Source organism: Halobacillus sp. ABD4_316, assembly GCF_056161385.1.
Window position 1 is genome coordinate 117,596 of the sequence record NZ_JBSWZA010000005.1, and the last position, 21,031, is coordinate 138,626.

Below are 21,031 nucleotides of genomic sequence, written 5' to 3' on the forward strand. Positions count from 1 at the left end.
TCTTTTTTTGTTTACATTTTGATACAAACTTATGAGACTTTACAAAGCCTGATAAATCAAGGTTCAAGAATTGTCTTAAAAAGTATTTACTTTATGAGACAGCAAGCAGCTCAGCATTATGTTCTGTATGCCTCAGAATCCAAAGGGGGTACACAGGGGGGGACTAGGGGTAGGAGGAGGTGGAGGGAAGTGCCTCAGAAATTTCTACAATAAAAAATATCCCTTACTGGTAATCCCTTTCCAGTCCCTATCCAGTACCCTAACTGCTCCCTTACTTTCCCCTAAATGTTCCCTTCCAGTACCCTTCCTGATTCCCTTAGCAGCTCGCTACATTTATCTATCTGATACAAATAGTCCTTGCAGACCTGTCACAGTTTTGGGAAGGACTCTAAGCATAGTCATGAAAAATAAACCAAAGGGGTTTTAAACATGACAAAGACACTAAACAACCAACAAGTACTTGAGGCACTTAAACTTTACTATCTGGATGGAATGGAAAAGTCCAGAATTGCACAGATTTTCAATGTTACTTACACAGTCATCTACAATAAAGTTAAAGGCATCAGCAGTAAGGATGTTTACAATCAGTTTGTGGCAGACCACCCAGAGATTTTCCCTGACCAAGCTGAGTTTGAGCTGGAGGAACAACAGGAAGCACCTTCTATTGCGGACATTGAAACAAAAATATTCTCAAAACTAGAGCAATTTGTAGAAAAATACATGGATAATAGATACAATGCAATTAAAGATTTCCAAGGGGAAAAGGACAGAAGGTTTACGCACCCTGAGCTAGTTAGGGAGCATGTTCAAAGGTTAAAGACTACTGAGTTTAAAATTTATTCTTACCTAAGAACATTAGGAGATGTTGATAACAACACATTTCATTTGCACCTCCAAACTACTGGAAATTTGCTAAGCTACTCTATCACCTCTTTAAAAGGCACATTTAAGGAATTGGAGGAAAAAGGGTACATTCAAGTTGAATATCCTGATAATAATGTAGCTAAGATCACAGTACTTTAAGGAGAGGGGCTAAGGCTCCTCTCTTGATTTGTGTCAAAAATATGATGTGTTTGTAAAATTTATCTGTTATAATGGGAACAGTTGTTCGCCTTTTTAAGATTTAGGAGGTTTGCCTTGATGAAAGACTGGATGAAAGATGTGCCAGATGTTGTATGGTTCTTATTAGAGGATTGGGGTTATTTCAAAACAGACATCAACCTTACTGATGCTGTTCGAGTAGCAAAGATACTGGTGGACAGGTACTGCCAGCAATTGTTTGAAAAATTTATATATGTTGAATTGAATGAGTGTTTGCATTTCATTGCTAAGTGGGAGGAACATGCCACACAGCAGGGAGAGCTGGAGAAACTATAAGAGGGACAGGGCTTAGGCTCTGTCTCTTTTTTTGTACCTTAGATTACAGAATACTGTCACAGTTTGGCAAAGTCATCTAATCAGAGTCCTGAGAACAAATACAGACTCAGGAGGCTACAAGATGACATTTACTACTGGACAGATTGAGGCTTTACTGTCTCAACCAGAATATGCACCAATCAAAAGACTGGATAAAAAGGCATTGTCAGATGAACAAAAGCAGGAGATTCAAGTAATCGAACAGATCACCTCTTTTGGCAATGACATCATTACATTATGGGATGACATGGTAGGATTTCTGGATGAAATTCCTAGTCAGCAATCCTTTGTTAATGCAGGTGTCAACATCATGCTCAGGTACATAGCTGAGAATAGACAGGATGTAGAGGTAACTACCCTGATGGTAGAAGCATGTAAGCTGAGACTGACAAGGACATATATGAGTAAACTGATTGAGCTGCACCTTGACTGCATCATCAGAGAACATCTGCCACACCTTACTCAGAGACATTTCAAACTGGCTGACTCAGTAATGGGTGTAGACCATATTGTTGAGGATGATCTGAAAAGGTACTACATTCATGTAACATCCAATACTCCCTTTGCACATAAGATGCTCATCCAGAAGGAGAAAAGAGGAGGCTATCAGGTGGGCAGGACATATGTACAGTACTCAAGGGATTTCAGCAATGACATTATCCTAAAGTATGATACTGGTAATGAGACAGACACTACACAGATGGTTAATGGTTTCCCATTGTTCAAACCTGACTACATAGTGTGGAGGATGGCAATGGCAAGGAAGGCTAAGAAAGTTGGGGAGCCTTTAACAACCAAGTATCCTAAAATTCAACACTTTATGGATTGGGCAAGGACTCAACTAAACATAGATATATCTGAGGGGATGGCTTAAAGCCTCCTCTCTTTTGTTGTGTCATAATAACGCTTTACACTATACTGTAATACATGATATACTTTTGATACAAAGTTAATAAGACAGGGAGAGATGAGATTTGGCAAGGACATTAGGATACATGCGTGTCAGCACTATGAAAGAAACTCAAAAGTTTGACAGGCAGCTCAACCAGTTAAAGGATTGCGATAAGATATATGAGGATAGAGTGTCTGGAGCAAAGCGGGAAAGACCGCAGTTACAGCAGTTACTCAATGACCTGGAGGAAGGGGATACAGTCCTCATAGTTTCTATAGACAGACTGAGCAGATCAACAAAAGACTTACTTGAGATAGTGGAAATCATCAGAGATAAAGGTGCTTACCTCAAGTCAGCTAATGATGCATGGTTAGATACAACCAATGACAATCCAATGAATGACTTTCTCCTTACTATTATGGGAGCCTTAGGGCAGATGGAGAGGGAAATGGCTAAGCAGAGAATCAAGGAAGGGGTAGAAGTGGCAAGGAAGAAGGGTAAAAAGTTTGGCAGACCTAAGAAGAGTACACCTAAAGTCATTCATGCTCTTGATCTTTACAACAAAGGAGAGCATACAGTTAGGGAAATAGTTGAAATAACTGGAGTCAGCAAGGCTACAATCTACAGGAAAATCAAGGAGCAAGAACAGGGGAGCTAACTGCTCCTCTTTTTTTTTTGCTTTTTTACTGAAAATCTAACTGCATATCTCAAAAAAGCTCCCTGAGCCTTTAATAGCGCCTTACTCAGATGCCTAATAAATGAGCCTAACTTAATTAGGTCATCTATGTGAGGGAGATTTAAAGGAGGGACTTATGTTGTTGATTCAAGACTTGAAAAAATGGCTACAAAGGACTCCTCTTGAGGAAGTTAAAGCCTATAGTGCAAGAATTGAGGGCAAGATAGAGGAGTTTAAAGTGGATGCAAGGGCATTAGCAGCTCAGAATGATGTTGATGCTGTAGAGGGCATCCTTGAGGAAATCAAATATTACAGCAAGGTATATAGAATTGTCAGAGGGTACTATGATGTACTCTTTTTTGCTTATGAATACTTTTCAGAGGACAGGAATCCAGAGAATGAGACTAACTTAATTCCTGAGGGAGTTGGGATTGAGTCTGCTCCTGACTTTCACAGAGAGCTTACCAGTAAATTGGATGAGCTTACCACAACTAATCCTACTAAGAATATAGGATGGGGAGCGCCCAGGGGGTCAGGGAAGAGTGCTTACTTGAGTAATATCTACCCTACTCATGCCACAGTATATGGCACTAGGAAATACATTCTTATTATCTCAGAGACTGTATCAATGTCACAGGCTTTCCTGGAGTTTATCAATACTAACCTTAAATCCAACGCTAAATTAAGGGAGGACTTTGGTGAGCTGCTAAGCATTAATCCAAACAAGAATGAAATGGATAACAATGTAGCATTTATCACTCACTCTGGGACTAGGGTACAGGCATCTTCTATTGGGGGAAGATTAAGAGGCTCTAGGCATAAAAATGCCAGACCTGACTTAATTTTGTGTGATGATATCGAGTCAGCCCAAAATACTAACACAAAAGAGCTTAGAGATAAAAACCTGCATTGGTTCAACTCTGTAATTGTTCCTATTGGCGACCCTACCACCACATCCATTATCTACATGGGTACTCTTGTACATGGTCAAGGACTTCTGCCTGATGTACTCAGCAGACCAGACTATGATTCTAAGATTTATTCCAGTATCAAGTCAGAGCCTGTTAATACAGAGCTTTGGGATAAGTTAGAGGCAATGCTCAGAGATATAGATAATCCTAACAGGGTTCATGATGCTGAGGCCTTTTATTATGAACATAAGGAGCAGATGGATGAGGGAGTAGAAGTACTTTGGGCTGACAGGTTCAGCTACTTTGATTTGGTTAAGAAAAAGGTTGAGGTTGGTTCCAGAGCTTTTGCATCTGAGTACTTAAACCTTCCATCTGATTCAGAATCAGCAATCTTTAAGGAAGAGTACTTTCAGCACTTTGAGGACAAGGATTTGTATGATGCTCAGGGCAGAAGGATGCACCTTGATGTATTTGGATTCTGGGATATCGCAATGGGTAAGAACAGAAGATCAGACTACAATGCCATTGTCATTATTGGAAGGGATACAAGGACAGGGGCTGTTTATGTACTGGAAGCATGGGCTAAGAAATGCCCTCCAAGTGAGGCAATGGAGAAAGCCTTAGATTTCATTGAGGCATACAGACCTAAAACCTTTGGAGTTGAAACCATCTCTGCTCAGTTTGAATTTTACAGACAGATTCAAGCAAAGGCTGTAGAAAGAGGCTATTACTTTACAAGGATTAAGCCAGTCAATCCTACAGCTAAGAAGGAGCAAAGGATTGAGGCACTTGAGCCTCTGTTTGAACAAGGAATTATCAGGACTAGAGCAAGCCAAAGACTGCTAAATGAAATGTTGATGCAGTATCCAGCTCATCCACATGATGACCTGCCAGACTGCTTGGCATCAGCTTTAGGACTTACAAGGATAAATAGAGCAAGAGGATTCTACAGAAAGCCTGAGGGGATTTAATCCCTTTGGGCTTTTTCTATTGGATAAAAATTAGGGGGTTATATTAATGGCAATGTTCGCTAAAGGAGAATTTTACCCTCCTGTTAATCATCAGGACAGGGTTGGAAGATATAAAGAAAACAAGCAATTGTTTGAGGGTAATCACTATGACATTTTCAGAAAGTACAATATCGCAAAACAAGGCAAGCTGTACATCTCGGTAAACTTGGCAGGTATCATCAGCAAAAAGTCTGCTGACTTCCTGATTGGTGATGGGGTTACAGTTTCCGCAGGTAAAGAGGATAACTCTCCTGAGCAGATCGCATTTGACAGATTCAGAGAGCAGAATGATTTAGACATCCTTTTCTATGAGTCTGCTTTGGCAAATGCTTTCAGAGGGGATAGCTTTTTCAAGGTTAGATATGGTCAGGAGTATGCAGGACTATACCCTGCTGATTTTGATGAGCATAGGGTTCAGATTGAAACAGTATCTGCTGAATATGTGTTCCCTGAGACATCCAAACATAACAGAAAGCTAGTAACTGCATATCATGTTGCTATTCCAGTAAGGGTGGATGGCGCTGAGGATGTTAGGGCTAAGAAGAATTTCAAGCTACAGGTTGAGTCTCATTATTCTGGAAGGATTGAGTACTCTGAATATGAGTTGACTGTAATCAGGACTGAAACAGATGGTACTCCAATTGAGTACAAGATTGGTAATCAGATTGGTGAGACAGAGGTTGCTGAAACTGGAATCCCTGTTCCATTAATTGTCCATGTACCTAACTACTCTACAGATGATGGTTGGGAAGGTATTGATGATCTGACTGAATTAAAACCATTGTTTGATGAGCTTAACAATAGGTTGTCTCAGATTGCATCCATCATGGATAAGCACTCAGACCCTGCTTTAGCAATTCCACCTAATTTGCTTGTTGAGGATGAACAAGGCAGACCAATGTTTAGGGTTGCTGACAGTAAAGTGTTTGAGGTTGATAAGCAAGATATTATCCCTCAATACATCACATGGAATGGGCAGCTCCAAGAGGCATACTCAGAGATTGATAGGATTATCTCCATGATACTTACTACAGCAGAAATCCCTGAGGTTGCTTTGGGTATGGGAGATAGCGGTACATCAGGTAACTCTGGGCTTGCTATTAAATGGAGAATGAACAGCTTACTGTCTAAGATCAAAAGGAAAAGGAAATATTATGAGAAGGCTCTGAAAAGGGTATTTATGATTGCTCAGTATCTGGAGCATAACTTAGGCATTGCTGATTATGAAATCACTCAGCCAGTACTGCAATTCTCTGATGGGCTTCCTAAGGATGAAATGGAACAGACCAACATTGCTGTACAGAAAACTGGTGGCGCTGTTCTAATGTCACAGAAAACTGCAATCATGAAACTTGAGGGACTTACAGAGGAGCAAGCTGATGCTGAGATTGCCAGAATTAAAGAGGAGCAGGAGGCTGAAGCTGAAAGAGCTGCTACAGCTAATCCATCCATCTTTAATGAGGAGGACTCAGGACAGTTGGCTATGGACTTTGGAGAGAATGAGGAAACAGATGAGGAGGAGCAGGAGTAATCCTGCCTCTCCTTTTTTATTTGAGGGGGAGACTGTATGGCTTATTTAGATAGAAATGGTATGCCTGTTCCTACTTATGACAGGGATAAGAAAAGGATGGGGAAAGTTTTATCCAAGAGGTATAAGCAGATGTTTGACTACCTTCTACTGCAATTACAATTCAATCCTGATGACCCTAAGACAATTAGACAGGCTGAAATCATGAGGCAGATCAGCTATTGGTTGAGAGAGCTAGATAAGGAAATGTATAGGGAGATTGAAAAGACAATCAGGAAAGCCTTTAAGGATGGACAGGCATATCATCTCTTATCTGTTAATGAGGCTAAGAATTGGGAGGAGGCACTTGATTCTGCATCATTCAATAAAATTCAGAGAGGTAAAGTGGAGGCTTTGATTGCTGATACTTACAATGACATTCTGCTATCCACCAACAATACTGAGGAGCATGTCAGGAAAGTGGTCAGGAATACTGTCAGGAAGGTTGCTCAATATCACTCTGTCCAGAACACAAGATACACAGAACAGATCAGGGACTTAAAAAAGGAATTATCTAAACAAGGACTCTCCAAGACTATTCAAAAGGATGGTTTTGTAGGTGTAGTGGATAGAGCTGGCAAGAGGTGGAAACTTGATACTTATGCAAAGATGGTCATCACTACTAAGGTTAATGATGCTTTTATTGAGGGAGCAATCCATGAAAGTACAGAAACTGGCTTTGACTTAGCTGTGATCTCAGACCATTCAGCAGAGGATGCCTGTAGAAGATGGGAGGGAGTTGTTATCTCTCTTACAGGGGCTACTGAGGGATATCCTACTTATAAAGAGGCAAGGGCTACCAATGAGATATGGCATCCAAACTGTACTCACTATTTCAGCCCAATCAGATCCATTGACATGTTGCATAAGGATGAAATCAAGGAGAACAGCAGGAAGAAAAGAGCGCTGGGCGACTATAAGAACAGGGTTTATAAGAGAAAAAGATAAAAATGTGACATTATTTTTCATTTTTACTTTAATCCCTATATGAATAGCTAGACTATAGTATGACCTGAGTTAGATGCTTAGGTTCTATATAAGGGGATAGAAATGAGGAAGGAGAGATGCTAATGCCTGAGGAGAATGTTGTAACTCCTGAGACTACTCAAGAGGAATCAGTTGAAACTCCTGAGACAAATGCTGAGGAAACTCAGACTAACAAACAAGAGGAGCAGGTAGAAACTCCTGAGACTAAGACAGAGGCACAAGATGAAAAGCCTGAGTCCAATGAGCAGGAAACTACTGAGCAAGAAACTGAGGAAAAAGAGGAGTCCAAAGAGGAGCAACCTACTGAGGATGAAAAGCCTGAGTCTACTGATGAATCTGATGAGGATACTGTAGATGTTGATGAGCTGCTTAAAGACATTGAGGATAAAGGCAAGCAAGTTGACAAGTTGACTGAACAGTATAAGAAAGAACAGAAAAAAGTAGAACAGTACAAGGAGAAAGTTAAAGGGCTTGAGGGTGTAGTTAAATCCATCATTGATACAAAACTTGAAAGCATTCCTGAGGAATATCAGGAGTTAATGCCTGAGGGTGATTTGGTTAAGAGGTTGGAATGGATTAACAAAGCTGAGAGCAAAGGGCTTTTCAATAAGAAAGCTAATCCTAATGTAGAGATTGGTAAGCCTCTGTCACTTAATGACAAGAAGGACAAAGCAAATACAGAGAGTGTATCAGCTCAGCAAAAACTATCTAACTACTTTAGTAATTTTTATTCAAGGAATTAAGGAGGCTCATAGGGAGTCTCTTTTTTATATCATTTTTTAGGAAAAGAAAAGGGGAGAAATAAATGGCAGGTTTAACACTAGCACAGACTGCTGATCTTACAAATGATGAGCTAAGAGCAGGAGTCATTCAGACAATGGCTACAGAGTCCAAACTTCTTGCAGTACTACCATTTCTAACTGTAGAAGGACATGGCTATAGCTATAATGTAGAGAAATCTTTGGCAGGAGTAGAGTTCAGGGCTTTGAACACAGCTTACAATACTGTTGCTCCAGAAACAGAAAGAAAGACTGAGTTCCTTACTATCTTGGGTGGAGAGGCAATTGTTGACTCCTTCCAAATGGAAGTACACTCTAACATCAATGACTTGATGGCAGTAGAAGTTGCTCTTACAGCTAAGTCTATTGTACACAAGTTTGAGAAATCCTTTGTTAGCGGTGATGTTGCTCAGGATTCCAACAGCTTTGATGGAATTGTTAAGAGGATTGCAGGTACAGCACAAGAGATTGCTAATTCTGGTGATGTAGTGGCTGACATTGATGAGCTGCTTGATATGGTTCAAGGTGGAGCAGATGCTCTTATCATGAACAAGAAAACTAGAAGGGGCTTGACTGCTGTTGCTAGGGGTCACATCACTTACAGACAGAATGAGTTTGGTGTTCAAGTTGCTCAGTTTGGTGGAGTAGACATCATTGATCTTGAGTCTGAGCTTATTGGTGATGATGTAATCTTGGCTATCAAGTTTGGTGTCCATGAGGCTGTAGCAGGACTACAATCTAAGTCTGGTCTACAAGTTAAATCTCTTGGAGAGCTTGGTGAGACTCCACAAGTTAAGACTAGGATTGAGTGGTTTGTAGGTCTTGCAGTATTCAATGAGAAAACTGTAGCTTACAGAAAAGCTAGTGCTTAATTGAATAGATACCATTGAGGGCAGGGCAGGAGTTGTATCCTGTTCTGTCCTCTTTTTTATTTTTAGGAGGGAGAGATTAGATGGCAGTTAAAGTAATTGTACCAAACAAACAATATAACACTATTTTTCATGGAGTAGAGTTTAAGCAAGGTGAGGGTATCTTTGAGGATGAGGCTTTGGCAAAGAGTTTGGCAGAGTCCTTAGGGTATGAGATTGAACAGATCAAGAAAGCAGCTCCAAAGAAATCACCTGCTAAGAAATCAACTACCAGAAAGGCTCCTGCTAAGAAAACAGAAGAAAAGGAGTAATGTAGATGGTTACTGTAGCTGATGTAACTCAGTTTATTGCAGACAATATTCTACATTCTAAACTATATGATGAGGCTGATGAGACTGTAAGGACTAAGGCAGTAAATCAGTCTCTCAATACTTTAGAAAAGCATATGTCTGATGTATATAAAGATAGAGAGGCTATTCCAGTTGATGATGTAGCTGAGCAGGTTATTTGGCTATTGAAAATGGATGACTCTATGCAAAGAGCTGAGATGGGTACATTGATGATTACAGTTGATGGTATGCAGATTCAGCTCAAAGAAATGGATAGGACAGTTGCTCCAAAACTTCTTTCTCTGTATGGGAAAAGGAGTACTCAGAAGAGGAGAGTTGCCTCTTATGGAGTGCCTATCAGAGATACCTTTAGGACTAATATGGGGAGGTAATTTTTATGTTGGATTTTATTCCTATGCCTCACCAGGTCACTATTGAGAAAGCAAATACTCTGGATGATTGGGGATTGCCTGTAGCTGATGGGCAGTCCTCTTTTAATGTCAGAGCAAAGATCAGATACAACACTAACAGAGAAGCCATATCAACAGCATCAGGTGAGCAAGTGGTCTACAAGGCTACAATCCTTTTGGGAGGTTTGCCTGAGGTAAGGTATGAGGACTTTGTTACTTGGACTGATGACTTTGGATATTCTCACAGAAAGCATCCTCTGGAGATTGACTATAAACAAGACCTATCAGGGACTCCAGTTGCTGTAAAGGTTGTGGTCTAGTGAGCTTCAGAGTAAGGACAGAATTTGTAGATAGGTCAAAGCTAGTCAACAGGAATGTCAAGAGGGCAATGAAAGATGCCATGCTTGATGTAACCCTTGACTTGAAAAAGACAGCTACTGCCTCTGCTCCTAAAGAAACTGGCTTTCTGGAAAAGAATGCTCAGCATGAGGTTATTACTTCTAATTCCTATGTTGAGGGTTCTGTAGGATTCTCTGCTGTGGAGGATGGCTTTAACTATGCTGAATGGACTCATGATGCAGAGTATGAGCTTGGTGAAAAATCAGCTAAGAAGAAGGGTGGTAAATCTAAGTTTGGCTCAGGTACTGTCCCTGTTGGTACAGGATATCTAAGTAAGTCATTGTCAATGAACAGGCAAGGCTACATGGACTATCTACAGGAAAGATACACAGATGCTTTAAGGAGGGGATAAGGTGAGCATTACAGACCTAATAGTTTATATGAAAGGTCTTGGAATCAGTATTCCATTGTTTCCTTTAGCTTTTCCTGCATCCTCTCCTACAGAAGCAATCATTGTAGAGACAGGACAGGGAGCTGGGAACAGAGGTTCAGTCTATGAAATGACATGGACATTTACTGTCAGAGCAGATCATCCTAGCAAGTCTGAAAAGGCAGCTCAGGAAATTATGGACTTACTGGACAAAAAAACTAATCAAGCAGTAGGAGATGCAGATGCAATTCTCATCAAGTCTGCTCAATTCATTCCTCAATATCTAGGTAAGGATTCTGAGGACAAACACTTTCACATGGTCAATTTTAAAGTCCTAATTTCTTAGGGCTTTTTTTAATGGATAAATTTAAGGGGGAAATAGAGAATGGCGAAAAAAGTTGCAGGTGTAGATGTACTTTTAAAAATGAAAGATGAGTCAGGTACTCTACAGGTACTTGGTGGACAAACAAACTGTACTCTTAACAGAGAGGCAGACACTATTGAGACTACTGACAAAACAAGTGGTGGGTTTAAGACTTCCCTTGCAGGTCTGATTTCTTGGTCTATTGATTCAGATGGTTTTGTAGTTCTTGGAGATACAGCATTCCAAATGGTTGAGGATGCTTTCATGAACAGGAAAGAGGTAGAGGCTGAGATTAGAGTTGGTGCTAATGATGATTCTGATGGAATTACTTACACAGGTAAAGGCTACATTGTAGACCTACCTTTGGAGTTCTCTCAGGATGATGCAGTAACTTATAGCTTGTCCATTGAGGGAGCATCTGCTCTTGTTAAACAACTTGGAGTAGTAAGTCCATAAGTTACTTTAAAAAGTAAATAACAGCTAGACATAGTAGAGAGTGGGATAATACCTGCTCTCTATTATTTTTATGGAGAAAAAAGGAGAGAGTACTTATGAAAAAAGTAGAGATTATGTTGGATAAAGAGAGGACTTTGGCTTTCCCTGTGATGTCTTTGATTAGGCTCAAAAAAGAGCATGGTATTGAATTGAAAGACTTGCAGGATGAGGAAAAGGCACAAGACATGGAAGTGATTCTAGCTATTATTTGGGCTGGACTTATCCATGAGGAAAGAGACTTGGATATTGAGGATGTAGGTTACATGGTTGATATTACTGAGCTGCCAGAAGTCTCAGAGAAACTATCCTCCATCTTTAAAGGAATGAATGAGGGAAAGCAAAAAAAGTAAGCGTAGCTGATCTGACTTTAGAAAACATTTTCAAGTATGGCTATGGGTTACTTAATTTGACATATGATGAGCTTTATAATTTGGATGCTTTTATCTTCCTTGAAATGGTTGAGGGGCATCTGCTTTGGCAGGAGCAAAAGGATGATACCTTACTTAACTGGATGGCTTGGTTTACTGCTAATCAAATGGTCATTACAGGCAATATGAGAAAAGGTATTGATGCTATGGATGTTAAGAGAAATCTCTATGAATCACTTGAGGACAAGCAGGAGAAAAGTGAGGATACTCTTGAGAAAAGGAGAGCAGATGCTCAAGCAGAAAAGGCTAGACTTGCTAAAAGGTTTGGTCTTGAAAACTAAATATTATAAGTCTCATGAGAGCTGTTGGATAACTGAAAAACTAATCCAATGGCTCTCTTTATTTTTATATAAACAAGGTAGGTGTAGATAGATGGCTAATGTGGGTGAGTTAGTTGCAAGCATAAGTCTTGGAGGTATGGATGCAGTCGAAAGACAGCTAAAAACCTTCTCCAGAAAGATGGACTCTGTAGCAAGAGATGCCTCCAAGATGGGTAAGAAACTCAGAGAAGCGGGGGAGGGCTTTAATGAGTTAGGTGAGAACATTGCTCCTCTATCAGCAGGATTTGTGGCTATGGGTGGAGCTTCAGTTGTAGCATCAGACAATATCAATAGTGCAATCAATAACTTTCAAACTAAGTTAGGGGCTACAGGAGCTGACTTGGCAAAGTATGAGGGAGTCATGCAGGAGGTTGCCAGTACTGGTGTAGGTTCTTTTGATGAGGTATCTGATGCAGTAATTGATGTTGCTAAAAATATGAAAGGACTGTCAGATCAGGACTTAGCTACAGTTTCCAATGAGGCAATGCATTTGGCTGAGGTAATGGGTTCTGATGTAGGTGAGGTATCCAAAGTTGCAGGGCAGTTGATGACTCAGTTTGGCGTAGATGGTCAGGAAGCATTAGACCTCATTGCTAAGGGTTATCAGAATGGGATGGACTATGCAGGAGACTACATGGATTCACTCAATGAATACTCTGTTTACTTTGACTCCTTAGGATTCTCTGCTGAGGATATGTTCAATGTTCTAGCTGAGGGTGCTGAGAATGGAGCCTTTAACCTAGACAAAGTGGGAGATGCAGTTAAGGAATTTAACATCAGGGCTAAGGATGGATCTGATTCTACTGCTGAGGCATTTGAGTCTCTGGGATTCAATGCTGAGAAGATGTCCCAAACCTTTGCTAAGGGGGGAGAAGGGGCTAAAGGAGCTTATGCTCAGGTAGTCCAAGAATTAGCTAAAGTGGAAGATCAGACAGAGAGAAATGAGCTGGGAGTAGCCCTCTTTGGTACTCAGTATGAGGATATGGAGAAGGATGTTATTGCCTCTACTGGTGCAATTGTTGACCACATGGGAGATGTTGATGGTACTGCTCAGCAGCTCGCTGATAACAACATGACATTTGCTAAAGAGATGCAGGGTTACTGGAATGAAATACAGGTAGCAATAGAGCCTGTGGGTGAGGTAATGAGGAGTTTCATTTCTGATGTAATGCCTCCATTGGTTGCAGGAATTAAAAACGCAGCTAATGCTTTTACTGGATTGTCTCCTGCCATGCAGAAAGTAGTACTTGCTTTTGGTGCATTCATTGCATTCCTGCCTGTACTCCTAATTGGTTTTGGTTCAGTAATTTCTGTGGTCAGTTCCTTTATTACTACCTTTTCAGGAATGTCCAAGACATTTAGCTTAGTTTCTTCTGGAGGAGCAAAGCTGATTGGTGCATTTAAGAGGATAGGTAGCGCTTTTATGTGGTTAGGTAGGCTGTTCCTAACTAATCCATTCATGCTTATAGTGACTGGAATTGTAGTGGTGGCTGTACTCATCTATAAATATTGGGATGAGATTGTTGCTTTTACTAAGTCAATTTGGTCTGGATTGTCTGCATGGTTCGCTCCTTATTGGGAGTCATTCAAGCAGATGATTGCATCAGTTGTAGTATCAGCACTCGAAAAGTGGCAGAGCTTTAAATCTGGATTTATGTCAATTTTTAATTCTGTACTTTCATTCCTACAAGGTGTGTGGTCAGTAATAAAGACTATTTTCATTGTTGGAATTGCTGTGATAGTAACACTTGTCACCTCAATTTATGGTGTCTTTGTTAATATTTTCACTAAAATTTCTAACTTTGTTAGTAAAATTATTGAATTTATGAAAAAGGCATTTTCTGCTTGGGTTAATGCAATTAAGGCTTACCTAGACCTGGTTAAGAGTGTTTGGTCTAAAGTCTGGAATTTCATTTACAGCAATATCATTTCTCCAATTGTATCTAAGATTAAAGATATGATTGGCAGGATTGTTACCCATGTGCAGCTCATCATGAGCAAGATTAAATCCTTCTTTAAAGCAGGTTGGGACTTTGTTTATAACAACATTGTTAAGCCTATTATTGACAGGATTAAAAAGATAGTATCAACCATTGCTGACAATGTGAGGGAGATAACTGGGAAAGTGAAAAGTTTCTTCTCAAGCGCATTTGACAAAGTGGTTTCCAAAGTGACTGATTCTGTCAACAAAGTGAAAGACAAGATATCAGGAATCTGGGACAAGGCTAAGGAGATTGCAGGAAAGATTAAGTCTGGCTTTAGTGACATCTTTACTGGTATCAAGATACCTAAGTTTAGCATTAGCAATGCTTCACTTAACCCTAAAGATTGGGTCACTAAGGGTATGCCTAAACTTAATGTGGACTGGAATGCTTCTGGAGGTATCCTTGACTCTGCTACTTTCATTGGTGCAGGTGAGAAAGGTACTGAGTCTATTGTTCCTCTGTCATCTCAAAGGAAGATGAAACCATTTGCTCAGGCTGTATCTAGGTTCATGCCAGAGAAAGCTGATGGCAGCTCAGGTAAGACTGAGATTAACATTGCACAGATGGTTGTCAGGGAAGATGCAGACATTGAGAAAATTGCTAAAGAGCTTAACAAGCTACAAGAAAGAAAAGGGAGAGCAATAGGGGGATTGAGTTTTAATGGCTAAATTTAAAGGAATCTATCTGAATGATATAAAGATGCCTGACTTTGTGAGGGTGCTGGGGATTGAACACAGCATCCTCCCTCCAGTTAGTCAGGAGTTACTTACTATTGGAGGAAAAGCAGGTGCATATGATTATGGTAATGAGTTGGGTGTCAGAGAAATAACAGTTAATATTCAGATCATTACTCAAGAGGAAAACACATTGCCTCAGTACTTGGAGCAGTTGTCTGCTTGGTTGTACTACAAGGATGCTAAAAAATTAGTGTTAGGGGATGACCCTGATACTTACTATATGGCTAAATTCTCAGGAGACTCCAATATACAGGAGTCTTTTTTAGTTGGAGAAGGTTCTATAACTTTCATCTGTACTGAGCCTCACAAGTTTGGTCTGGAGAGGACAGTGCTTATCCCTGACTCATATGATGGGACTCCATTGATGATTAGTAATGGTGGAAATGCTGAGACATTCCCTAAGATGAAATTCAACATCACTAAGGATGTCAGTACTTTCTCAGTTGTATCTGGAGATGAGTTCATTGATCTTGGCTCCCCTTATGATGTTGAGGAGAATACCATTGTTAATCCTAATAAAAGGGTTTTCTATGACCAGTTGACTTCTAAAAATGGATGGTCAAATGCTCAGAATGTGGAGGCAGGTACAAGGTATGGAACATTTGAGGTGTATGCTTCTCATGCTTTCAGACAGGAAGGATTGGACTTTGGTGAGGGTATCTCTGGTTGGCATGGTGCTTCCATGGTTAAATCATTGACTGCTCCTACTCAGGATTTTGAAATGAAATTCAATCTGAAAATGAGTACATCTGTTGAGAAAGTAGGAAGGGTTCAGCTACAGCTACATGACTCCAATGGAAAGATGCTGTTCAGGACACAGCTAAAGGATGCCACAAGAGGCTATACCAGATTTGAGTTTGAATCATGGGCTTATGACTCTTCCGGAAAGAGGAAGAAGATCAGTCACAAACCATTTGGCAGCTCCTTAACTTCCTTTGATGGTTATATCAAGCTGAGTAGGATTGGTAAGAAACTCAAAGCAGAAATCTACAATGGTACTGAGTTGCTACACAGGGTAGAGATTGGCGATAACAAAGGGGCATATCAGTCTAGGATTGCAAAGGTTAATCTCCACATTGGAGTCCATGGCGATGAGTCACCTGCCTACATGGAGGCTAGGGATATTGTTATCTATAACAAGGATACTGAGGTGGATGCTGAAAATGGAGAGATACCTTTAATTCTACAGGCAGGAGATGTACTAGAGATTGATAACAACACAGGGGCTATCTTGAAAAATGGAGTTCCTTTCTTTGAGTACTTAAATCCTGCAAGTACTTATATCAGCTTGGAGAAAGGAAGTAATGGAGTCATTGTTGCTCCTAATGATTGCTTTACTGATGGAGAGATCACATATACAGAAAGAAGTCTATAAGGAGGCTGTTTTAGTTGGCAGACAAACAATTGAATTTGTATTTACTTGATAAAGGTAAAAAGACAGTAGGTGTCCTATCTAATAGGATGCCTTTTTCTTTGCCTTTTTATGATGATTTTCAGACTAGAGACCTGGATGAGCAGACTGATTATCTGGAGTTGAAAGTACCTGCTAATCATAAGGATGCAGTAAATGTTGTGGCTGATAATTACATTCTTTATCCAGATAAGATGTATGGTTTCAAGCTGTACAGAATCAAGGAGCTTAATGATGTTAGGGATGGTGGCACACTTTATAAGAGTGTCTATGCTGAAATCTCTGCACAAGATGATCTGATTAAGGATGTAGTTAGACCAGTAACATTTAACTCTGCTCAGATTGATGAGGTTGTAGAGTCCATTCTTGCAGGTTCTGATTGGGTTCTTGGTGAGGTAATGGATGACTTTGGACTACTGGATATTACTATTGATGACTACCCTAACAAACTTGAGGCTTTGGTTGATGTAGCAGCTCAATATGGTGCTGAGATTAACTATGAGTATGAGGTTCAAGGGACTACTGTTACTAAGCAGAAAGTGTCTCTTTACAGGGAGATAGGTCAGAAAACAGGTAAAACATTCAGGGTTGGTAAAGACCTCAAAGGAGTTGAAAGGACAGAGGATACATCTAAGCTAGTTACTGCTCTTATTGGGGTTGGTAAGGTAGTTGATGGCAAGCCTATGACTTTCCACAATCAGACTGAGGGACAGCTAGGTAACTTCTATGGTGGGTTCCCTGAGGGTTATGAAAAGCCCAACAATGCAGATTATGTAGGTTCCTTGAAAGCTGTTGAGAAATACAGCAGGGATGGAGAGCATATCATTGGTGTTTACAAGGATACTGAGGCTGAGTCCTCTTATGAGCTTTTCCAGAATACATTTGAGGCTCTACAGAAATATGAAAAGCCATTGATGACCTATAAGACTACTGTTGCTTTACTTGCTAAGGTTGCAGGATTTGGTTATGAGGAGGTAGGCATTGGAGATACCATTTTAGTAGTTGATGGTGAGATGGTTCCTGAGCTTTATGTTGAGGCAAGAATCAGAAGGATGTCTGTATCCATTACTCAACCTCAAGAGGATTCTGTAGAGCTGGGCGACTACATTGCTGTAATCCCACCTGCTACTCAGAGACTTGAGGAGCTTCAGAAAAAAGTAAGGGCTAAAGAGGAGACTTGGAATCAGGCTGAGGAAATCCCACAGATCAAGCAAGACCTATCTAACTTACCTACTATGGAGGATGTTTTCACAAGCAGCTCGCAGAGGTTACAGGTTAGATATGTCAGGGATTGGATTAATGGTTCTGATGCGAATAATGCTAACCATTGGGTAGAGTTGAAAGTACTCAAGCAGGGAGTAAACATTGCTGAGGGCATTGTACCTACATCCAATAGTCAATCCCTCCAAGATGCTGAAAGGGCTACTGATGGTACTGTAGATTCTTCTTTCTATGCAAGGACAGATGCAGGACATAACTACATCCAGATTGACCTGGGAGAAGTAGTTACAGATGTAGAGTATATCCATGCATGGCATTACTATTTTGATGGCAGGACATATCAGGGACACATGGTTGATGTTTCTGAGGATGGGGTGAATTGGACAAGAATATTTGACTCTGAGAGGAATGGCAGACAACCTGAGTCCTCTGGTGGTCACATTATCCCTGTAAACTCCTCAGCTATCATCAGACAGCAGGAACAAAAGCAGTCAGAGGTTGTAGAAGATGTAAAGAATCTTAAAGATTTCAAGCTATCTACTGAGGCTGAGCTGCCAAAGAAAGTAAACATCACAGACTATAACTCCAAGGTACAGCAGTTAGAGCAAAACCTTGCTGATAAAGCAGGTCTGGAGTATGTAAATGGTCAGTTGGTTGATAAGGCTAATAAGAATGACACCTACACTAAAACAGAGGTCAACAATGCTCTGAAAGGAAAAGTAAGTACTTCTGAGTACTCTACAGATCAGGAGGGCATAGTGGACAGGTTTGAATCTGTTGAGTCAAGTGTAGAGCAGACTGTTAATAGCCTGTCATTCAAGGTATCCAAGGATGAATATAACAGAGGTATTCAATCTACAACAATGCCTAAGCTGTTGACCTTCTATGGATATCCAATTGCAATCAATAGTGCATGGGATGTAGATGTAGCAGTACAGGAGTACATTAAATATGACTACATCATCCTTGGAGACACATACCAAGACCCTAACCATGAGGAGTATGCCAGCACCACAGCAATCATTGAGAAAATCAAGATTCTGAGTCCTGAGACAGTAATCTTTGGTTATATTCCTTTGGGTAAGACTACTCAAAACAGGACAATCAGTACTTTGTTGAAAGGTATTGATGATTGGCATAATGCAGGGGTTCATGGCATCTTTGCTGATGAGTTTGGTTATGACTACAGGGTATCCAGAGAAAGACAGAATGCTATTGTAGACCATGCTCACTCTTATGGAATGCCAGTATTCGCTAACTCATGGGTGGCAGATTATGTCTTTAAGAAAGAGAACATCTACATTGATTGGGAAGATTTTGATGGCAACCCTAACAATATCCCTACCAGTATTGGGGCAGAGGATTATGTAATGATTGAGTCCTTTATGGTCAATGACTGGTATGCAGAGAATGACAGCAGAAATGGCTTTATGGATAAGTGGGCGCATGAGGGGTACACTTCTTTCTTTAACTACAGGAAACAGTTTGGCACTAAGATTCTTGCTCAGGCAATTATGGATGATGCCAGACCTGATCTGCAGAAGAAAGTAGAGATGTCCTTTGCTACTGGTGTCCTGTACAGCTTGGATGCTGTGGGTTATGCAAGGACTGATTTTGGTGCAGGAAATCCTAACCTGTTCACATATAAACTCCCATCTATGAATGTGGGAGATGACTATTATGATGCAGCTCAAGATGTTGCTCATGCTGATTACAATGGAGTTTATTGGGGCAAGCACACAAGGGTTACAGGTAAAGGAGAGGTTACTGTCATTACTGATAGTGACAATAACTACTATGATGCTATCTATCCAAGGGTTGACCAATATGCTGAGGAAAGGGCTAATGCATATACAGATGGAGAGGTAGATGGAGTTAAGACTGTTCTCAAGGACTTAGATACTGAAATCAAGCAGACTGCTGAGGATATCAAACTAAGGGCAACTAAGGATGAGGTTAAGACAATTGCTAAGGCAGAGAATGCTATTGCTTTCAGATACATGAGGTATTTGGGCAGAGGAAATACAGTAAACTCAGGTAATCACCTTGTAGAGATACAGGCTTATAAGAATGAGGAGAATATTGCTCAAGGGGCTACTGTTACATCAGGATATGAGTCAGCTACAGGGCTGAATTATGTTACAGATGGACAGATCAACTCCAGTAACTATGCTGAGTTGGGTTCAACCTATGAAACTGGTTGGGCAATGGTTGACTTAGGAGGTGTCTATGAGGCAGTAGAATCCATCAAAGTATGGACTTACTTCCATGACAATAGGACTTACTCTTATGAGTTCCAGATTTCTGAGGATGGTATCAACTGGATTTCTCTTTATGATTCTGATAGAGATGGAGAATATGCTTCAACTGATGCAGGTTTTGAAATCTTTGTTAATCAGCAGAAAGCCATTTACTCTTATGCATCACAGATCAGGGTAAACTCTGAGGCGATTACATCTAAAGCTGATTCAGCTATTGTTGATGATCTTGGCACTAGGTTGCAATCTGCTGAGGAGAAAATTGAGGATGATGCAATTATCACCACAGTCATGAAAGTGGATTCTCCATTGATTGAGGCTCTTAATGAGAAAGCTGATTCAGAGGAATTGTCTGATTATGCTAAGGCTAAAAGACTTGAGGAAATGGAAAAGGCCTTTGCTGAAAACTATGCAACCAAGTCAGAGCTTGAGCAGTCAGATGAGGACTTTAATTTCAAGTTTAAGAGTGGTGGAGGAGTCAACCTGCTGAAAAACTCTGTAGGGTTTGCAGGTACTGATTTCTGGACTGTAACTGGTGGTGCTGAGACTGTTCAGAATGCTGAGCTGGAGGCTAAGGGTGCAGGTTCTGGATTCATGCTTTCTAGTTCCAGTATTAAGCAGAGCATCCCTGTTAATGGTGGAGACTATACCATCTCCTTGAAGGTCAAAAAGGGTTCTAGTGGTAGTGGATACTTGAAAATCAGCTATGATGATGGACAAGTAGATGAGGTATCATTTGACTCTGGTACATCCTATGATTATGACATTGTAGAAAGATACATCAATGTCTCAGGGAATCAGATTGAGGTTGAGTTGTATGGTACAGGTGCTAGTAATATCATCTTTACTAATCTCATGGTCAATACAGGTAAGCTACCTCTCCAATGGCAACACTCTACTGGAGAAGTCTATAACAGCAATGTAACTATAAATAGAAATGGAATCAAGGTGTTTTCATCTGAGTACAATGGCTTCACATCAATTACTCCTGAGGAATTTGCAGGTTACTATGAGGTTGATGGACAGCAGGAAAAAGTCTTTACCCTAAATAAAGATGTAACTGTTATGTCTAAGGCTGATATTGATAAGGAGATTACAATGTCTCCAATCAAGGTAGTGCCAATTCAAACCTCAGGACTAAATGGATGGGCATTTGTAGCGGATGAATAAGAGAGTAGGGGCTTATGCCTCTGCTCT

Annotated in this window: 20 protein-coding genes; all 20 read left to right on the plus strand. The window is 40.4% G+C overall.

The genetic code is table 11. The annotated features are described in order from the left end of the window. Positions 1-429: 429 nt before the first annotated feature. The 20 genes from ACXAJH_RS17410 to ACXAJH_RS17505 all read left to right on the plus strand — a co-directional run bounded on the left by ACXAJH_RS17410 (position 430) and on the right by ACXAJH_RS17505 (position 21,004). Positions 430-1,023 (plus strand): hypothetical protein, encoded by a 594-nt coding sequence (locus ACXAJH_RS17410; protein WP_474994743.1) that lies wholly within the window; start codon positions 430-432, stop codon positions 1,021-1,023. A 117-nt stretch (positions 1,024-1,140) separates the two neighbouring features. Then, complete coding sequence (locus tag ACXAJH_RS17415; RefSeq protein WP_474994744.1) at positions 1,141-1,377, plus strand: hypothetical protein; 237 nt, start codon at positions 1,141-1,143, stop codon at positions 1,375-1,377. 121 nt (positions 1,378-1,498) lie between these two features. After that, the gene (locus ACXAJH_RS17420; protein ID WP_474994746.1) at positions 1,499-2,290 is read left to right on the plus strand and encodes a hypothetical protein; all 792 of its coding nucleotides are present in this window, start codon (positions 1,499-1,501) and stop codon (positions 2,288-2,290) included. 100 nt (positions 2,291-2,390) lie between these two features. After that, a complete protein-coding gene (locus ACXAJH_RS17425; protein WP_474994747.1) occupies positions 2,391-2,966 on the plus strand; it encodes a recombinase family protein in 576 nt (191 codons plus the stop codon). Between the two features lie 154 nt (positions 2,967-3,120). Then, the gene (gene terL / locus ACXAJH_RS17430; protein ID WP_474994749.1) at positions 3,121-4,866 is read left to right on the plus strand and encodes a phage terminase large subunit; all 1,746 of its coding nucleotides are present in this window, start codon (positions 3,121-3,123) and stop codon (positions 4,864-4,866) included. Positions 4,867-4,912: 46 nt separating this feature from the next. Beyond that, complete coding sequence (locus ACXAJH_RS17435) at positions 4,913-6,436, plus strand: phage portal protein (protein WP_474994750.1); 1,524 nt, start codon at positions 4,913-4,915, stop codon at positions 6,434-6,436. Positions 6,437-6,472: 36 nt separating this feature from the next. Next, complete coding sequence (locus ACXAJH_RS17440; RefSeq protein WP_474994752.1) at positions 6,473-7,420, plus strand: phage minor capsid protein; 948 nt, start codon at positions 6,473-6,475, stop codon at positions 7,418-7,420. 122 nt (positions 7,421-7,542) lie between these two features. After that, positions 7,543-8,202 carry a hypothetical protein gene (locus ACXAJH_RS17445; RefSeq protein WP_474994754.1) on the plus strand — a complete coding sequence of 220 codons (660 nt, stop codon included), beginning with the start codon at positions 7,543-7,545 and terminating at the stop codon, positions 8,200-8,202. Between the two features lie 62 nt (positions 8,203-8,264). Further along, positions 8,265-9,110, plus strand: a complete 846-nt coding sequence (locus ACXAJH_RS17450) for a major capsid protein (protein WP_474994755.1) — start codon at positions 8,265-8,267, stop codon at positions 9,108-9,110. An 80-nt stretch (positions 9,111-9,190) separates the two neighbouring features. Next, a complete protein-coding gene (locus ACXAJH_RS17455) occupies positions 9,191-9,418 on the plus strand; it encodes a hypothetical protein (RefSeq protein WP_474994757.1) in 228 nt (75 codons plus the stop codon). A 5-nt stretch (positions 9,419-9,423) separates the two neighbouring features. Continuing rightward, complete coding sequence (locus ACXAJH_RS17460; protein WP_474994759.1) at positions 9,424-9,828, plus strand: hypothetical protein; 405 nt, start codon at positions 9,424-9,426, stop codon at positions 9,826-9,828. 5 nt (positions 9,829-9,833) lie between these two features. Continuing rightward, positions 9,834-10,166: a hypothetical protein gene (locus ACXAJH_RS17465; protein WP_474994761.1), complete on the plus strand. Its 333-nt coding sequence runs from the start codon at positions 9,834-9,836 to the stop codon at positions 10,164-10,166. Further along, positions 10,166-10,597, plus strand: coding sequence for a hypothetical protein (locus ACXAJH_RS17470; RefSeq protein WP_474994763.1), 432 nt, complete (start codon positions 10,166-10,168; stop codon positions 10,595-10,597). Before ACXAJH_RS17465 ends, ACXAJH_RS17470 begins: the two co-directional genes overlap by 1 nt. Before the next feature lies 1 nt (position 10,598). Next, a complete protein-coding gene (locus tag ACXAJH_RS17475; RefSeq protein ID WP_474994764.1) occupies positions 10,599-10,961 on the plus strand; it encodes a phage tail terminator protein in 363 nt (120 codons plus the stop codon). A 39-nt stretch (positions 10,962-11,000) separates the two neighbouring features. After that, positions 11,001-11,435: a phage major tail protein, TP901-1 family gene (locus ACXAJH_RS17480; protein ID WP_474994766.1), complete on the plus strand. Its 435-nt coding sequence runs from the start codon at positions 11,001-11,003 to the stop codon at positions 11,433-11,435. 95 nt (positions 11,436-11,530) lie between these two features. Then, positions 11,531-11,824, plus strand: a complete 294-nt coding sequence (locus tag ACXAJH_RS17485; protein WP_474994768.1) for a hypothetical protein — start codon at positions 11,531-11,533, stop codon at positions 11,822-11,824. 56 nt (positions 11,825-11,880) lie between these two features. Continuing rightward, positions 11,881-12,183 (plus strand): hypothetical protein, encoded by a 303-nt coding sequence (locus ACXAJH_RS17490; RefSeq protein ID WP_474994770.1) that lies wholly within the window; start codon positions 11,881-11,883, stop codon positions 12,181-12,183. Positions 12,184-12,274: 91 nt separating this feature from the next. Further along, complete coding sequence (locus ACXAJH_RS17495; RefSeq protein WP_474994771.1) at positions 12,275-14,875, plus strand: phage tail tape measure protein; 2,601 nt, start codon at positions 12,275-12,277, stop codon at positions 14,873-14,875. Further along, positions 14,868-16,319, plus strand: a complete 1,452-nt coding sequence (locus tag ACXAJH_RS17500) for a distal tail protein Dit (RefSeq protein ID WP_474994773.1) — start codon at positions 14,868-14,870, stop codon at positions 16,317-16,319. The genes ACXAJH_RS17495 and ACXAJH_RS17500 overlap by 8 nt, the downstream gene beginning before the upstream one ends. Positions 16,320-16,333: 14 nt before the next feature. After that, complete coding sequence (locus tag ACXAJH_RS17505) at positions 16,334-21,004, plus strand: phage tail spike protein (RefSeq protein WP_474994774.1); 4,671 nt, start codon at positions 16,334-16,336, stop codon at positions 21,002-21,004. Positions 21,005-21,031 lie beyond the last annotated feature (27 nt).

What these genes read in the sequence shown, in the direction of transcription:
- ACXAJH_RS17455 (WP_474994757.1), top strand. Translation starts at nt 9,191, where the DNA reads ATGGCAGTTAAAGTAATTGTACCAAACAAACAATATAACACTATTTTT.
- terL (WP_474994749.1), top strand. Translation starts at nt 3,121, where the DNA reads ATGTTGTTGATTCAAGACTTGAAAAAATGGCTACAAAGGACTCCTCTT.
- ACXAJH_RS17415 (WP_474994744.1), top strand. Translation starts at nt 1,141, where the DNA reads ATGAAAGACTGGATGAAAGATGTGCCAGATGTTGTATGGTTCTTATTA.
- ACXAJH_RS17500 (WP_474994773.1), top strand. Translation starts at nt 14,868, where the DNA reads ATGGCTAAATTTAAAGGAATCTATCTGAATGATATAAAGATGCCTGAC.
- ACXAJH_RS17435 (WP_474994750.1), top strand. Translation starts at nt 4,913, where the DNA reads ATGGCAATGTTCGCTAAAGGAGAATTTTACCCTCCTGTTAATCATCAG.
- ACXAJH_RS17420 (WP_474994746.1), top strand. Translation starts at nt 1,499, where the DNA reads ATGACATTTACTACTGGACAGATTGAGGCTTTACTGTCTCAACCAGAA.
- ACXAJH_RS17495 (WP_474994771.1), top strand. Translation starts at nt 12,275, where the DNA reads ATGGCTAATGTGGGTGAGTTAGTTGCAAGCATAAGTCTTGGAGGTATG.
- ACXAJH_RS17410 (WP_474994743.1), top strand. Translation starts at nt 430, where the DNA reads ATGACAAAGACACTAAACAACCAACAAGTACTTGAGGCACTTAAACTT.
- ACXAJH_RS17465 (WP_474994761.1), top strand. Translation starts at nt 9,834, where the DNA reads ATGTTGGATTTTATTCCTATGCCTCACCAGGTCACTATTGAGAAAGCA.
- ACXAJH_RS17445 (WP_474994754.1), top strand. Translation starts at nt 7,543, where the DNA reads ATGCCTGAGGAGAATGTTGTAACTCCTGAGACTACTCAAGAGGAATCA.
- ACXAJH_RS17485 (WP_474994768.1), top strand. Translation starts at nt 11,531, where the DNA reads ATGAAAAAAGTAGAGATTATGTTGGATAAAGAGAGGACTTTGGCTTTC.
- ACXAJH_RS17480 (WP_474994766.1), top strand. Translation starts at nt 11,001, where the DNA reads ATGGCGAAAAAAGTTGCAGGTGTAGATGTACTTTTAAAAATGAAAGAT.
- ACXAJH_RS17440 (WP_474994752.1), top strand. Translation starts at nt 6,473, where the DNA reads ATGGCTTATTTAGATAGAAATGGTATGCCTGTTCCTACTTATGACAGG.
- ACXAJH_RS17450 (WP_474994755.1), top strand. Translation starts at nt 8,265, where the DNA reads ATGGCAGGTTTAACACTAGCACAGACTGCTGATCTTACAAATGATGAG.
- ACXAJH_RS17460 (WP_474994759.1), top strand. Translation starts at nt 9,424, where the DNA reads ATGGTTACTGTAGCTGATGTAACTCAGTTTATTGCAGACAATATTCTA.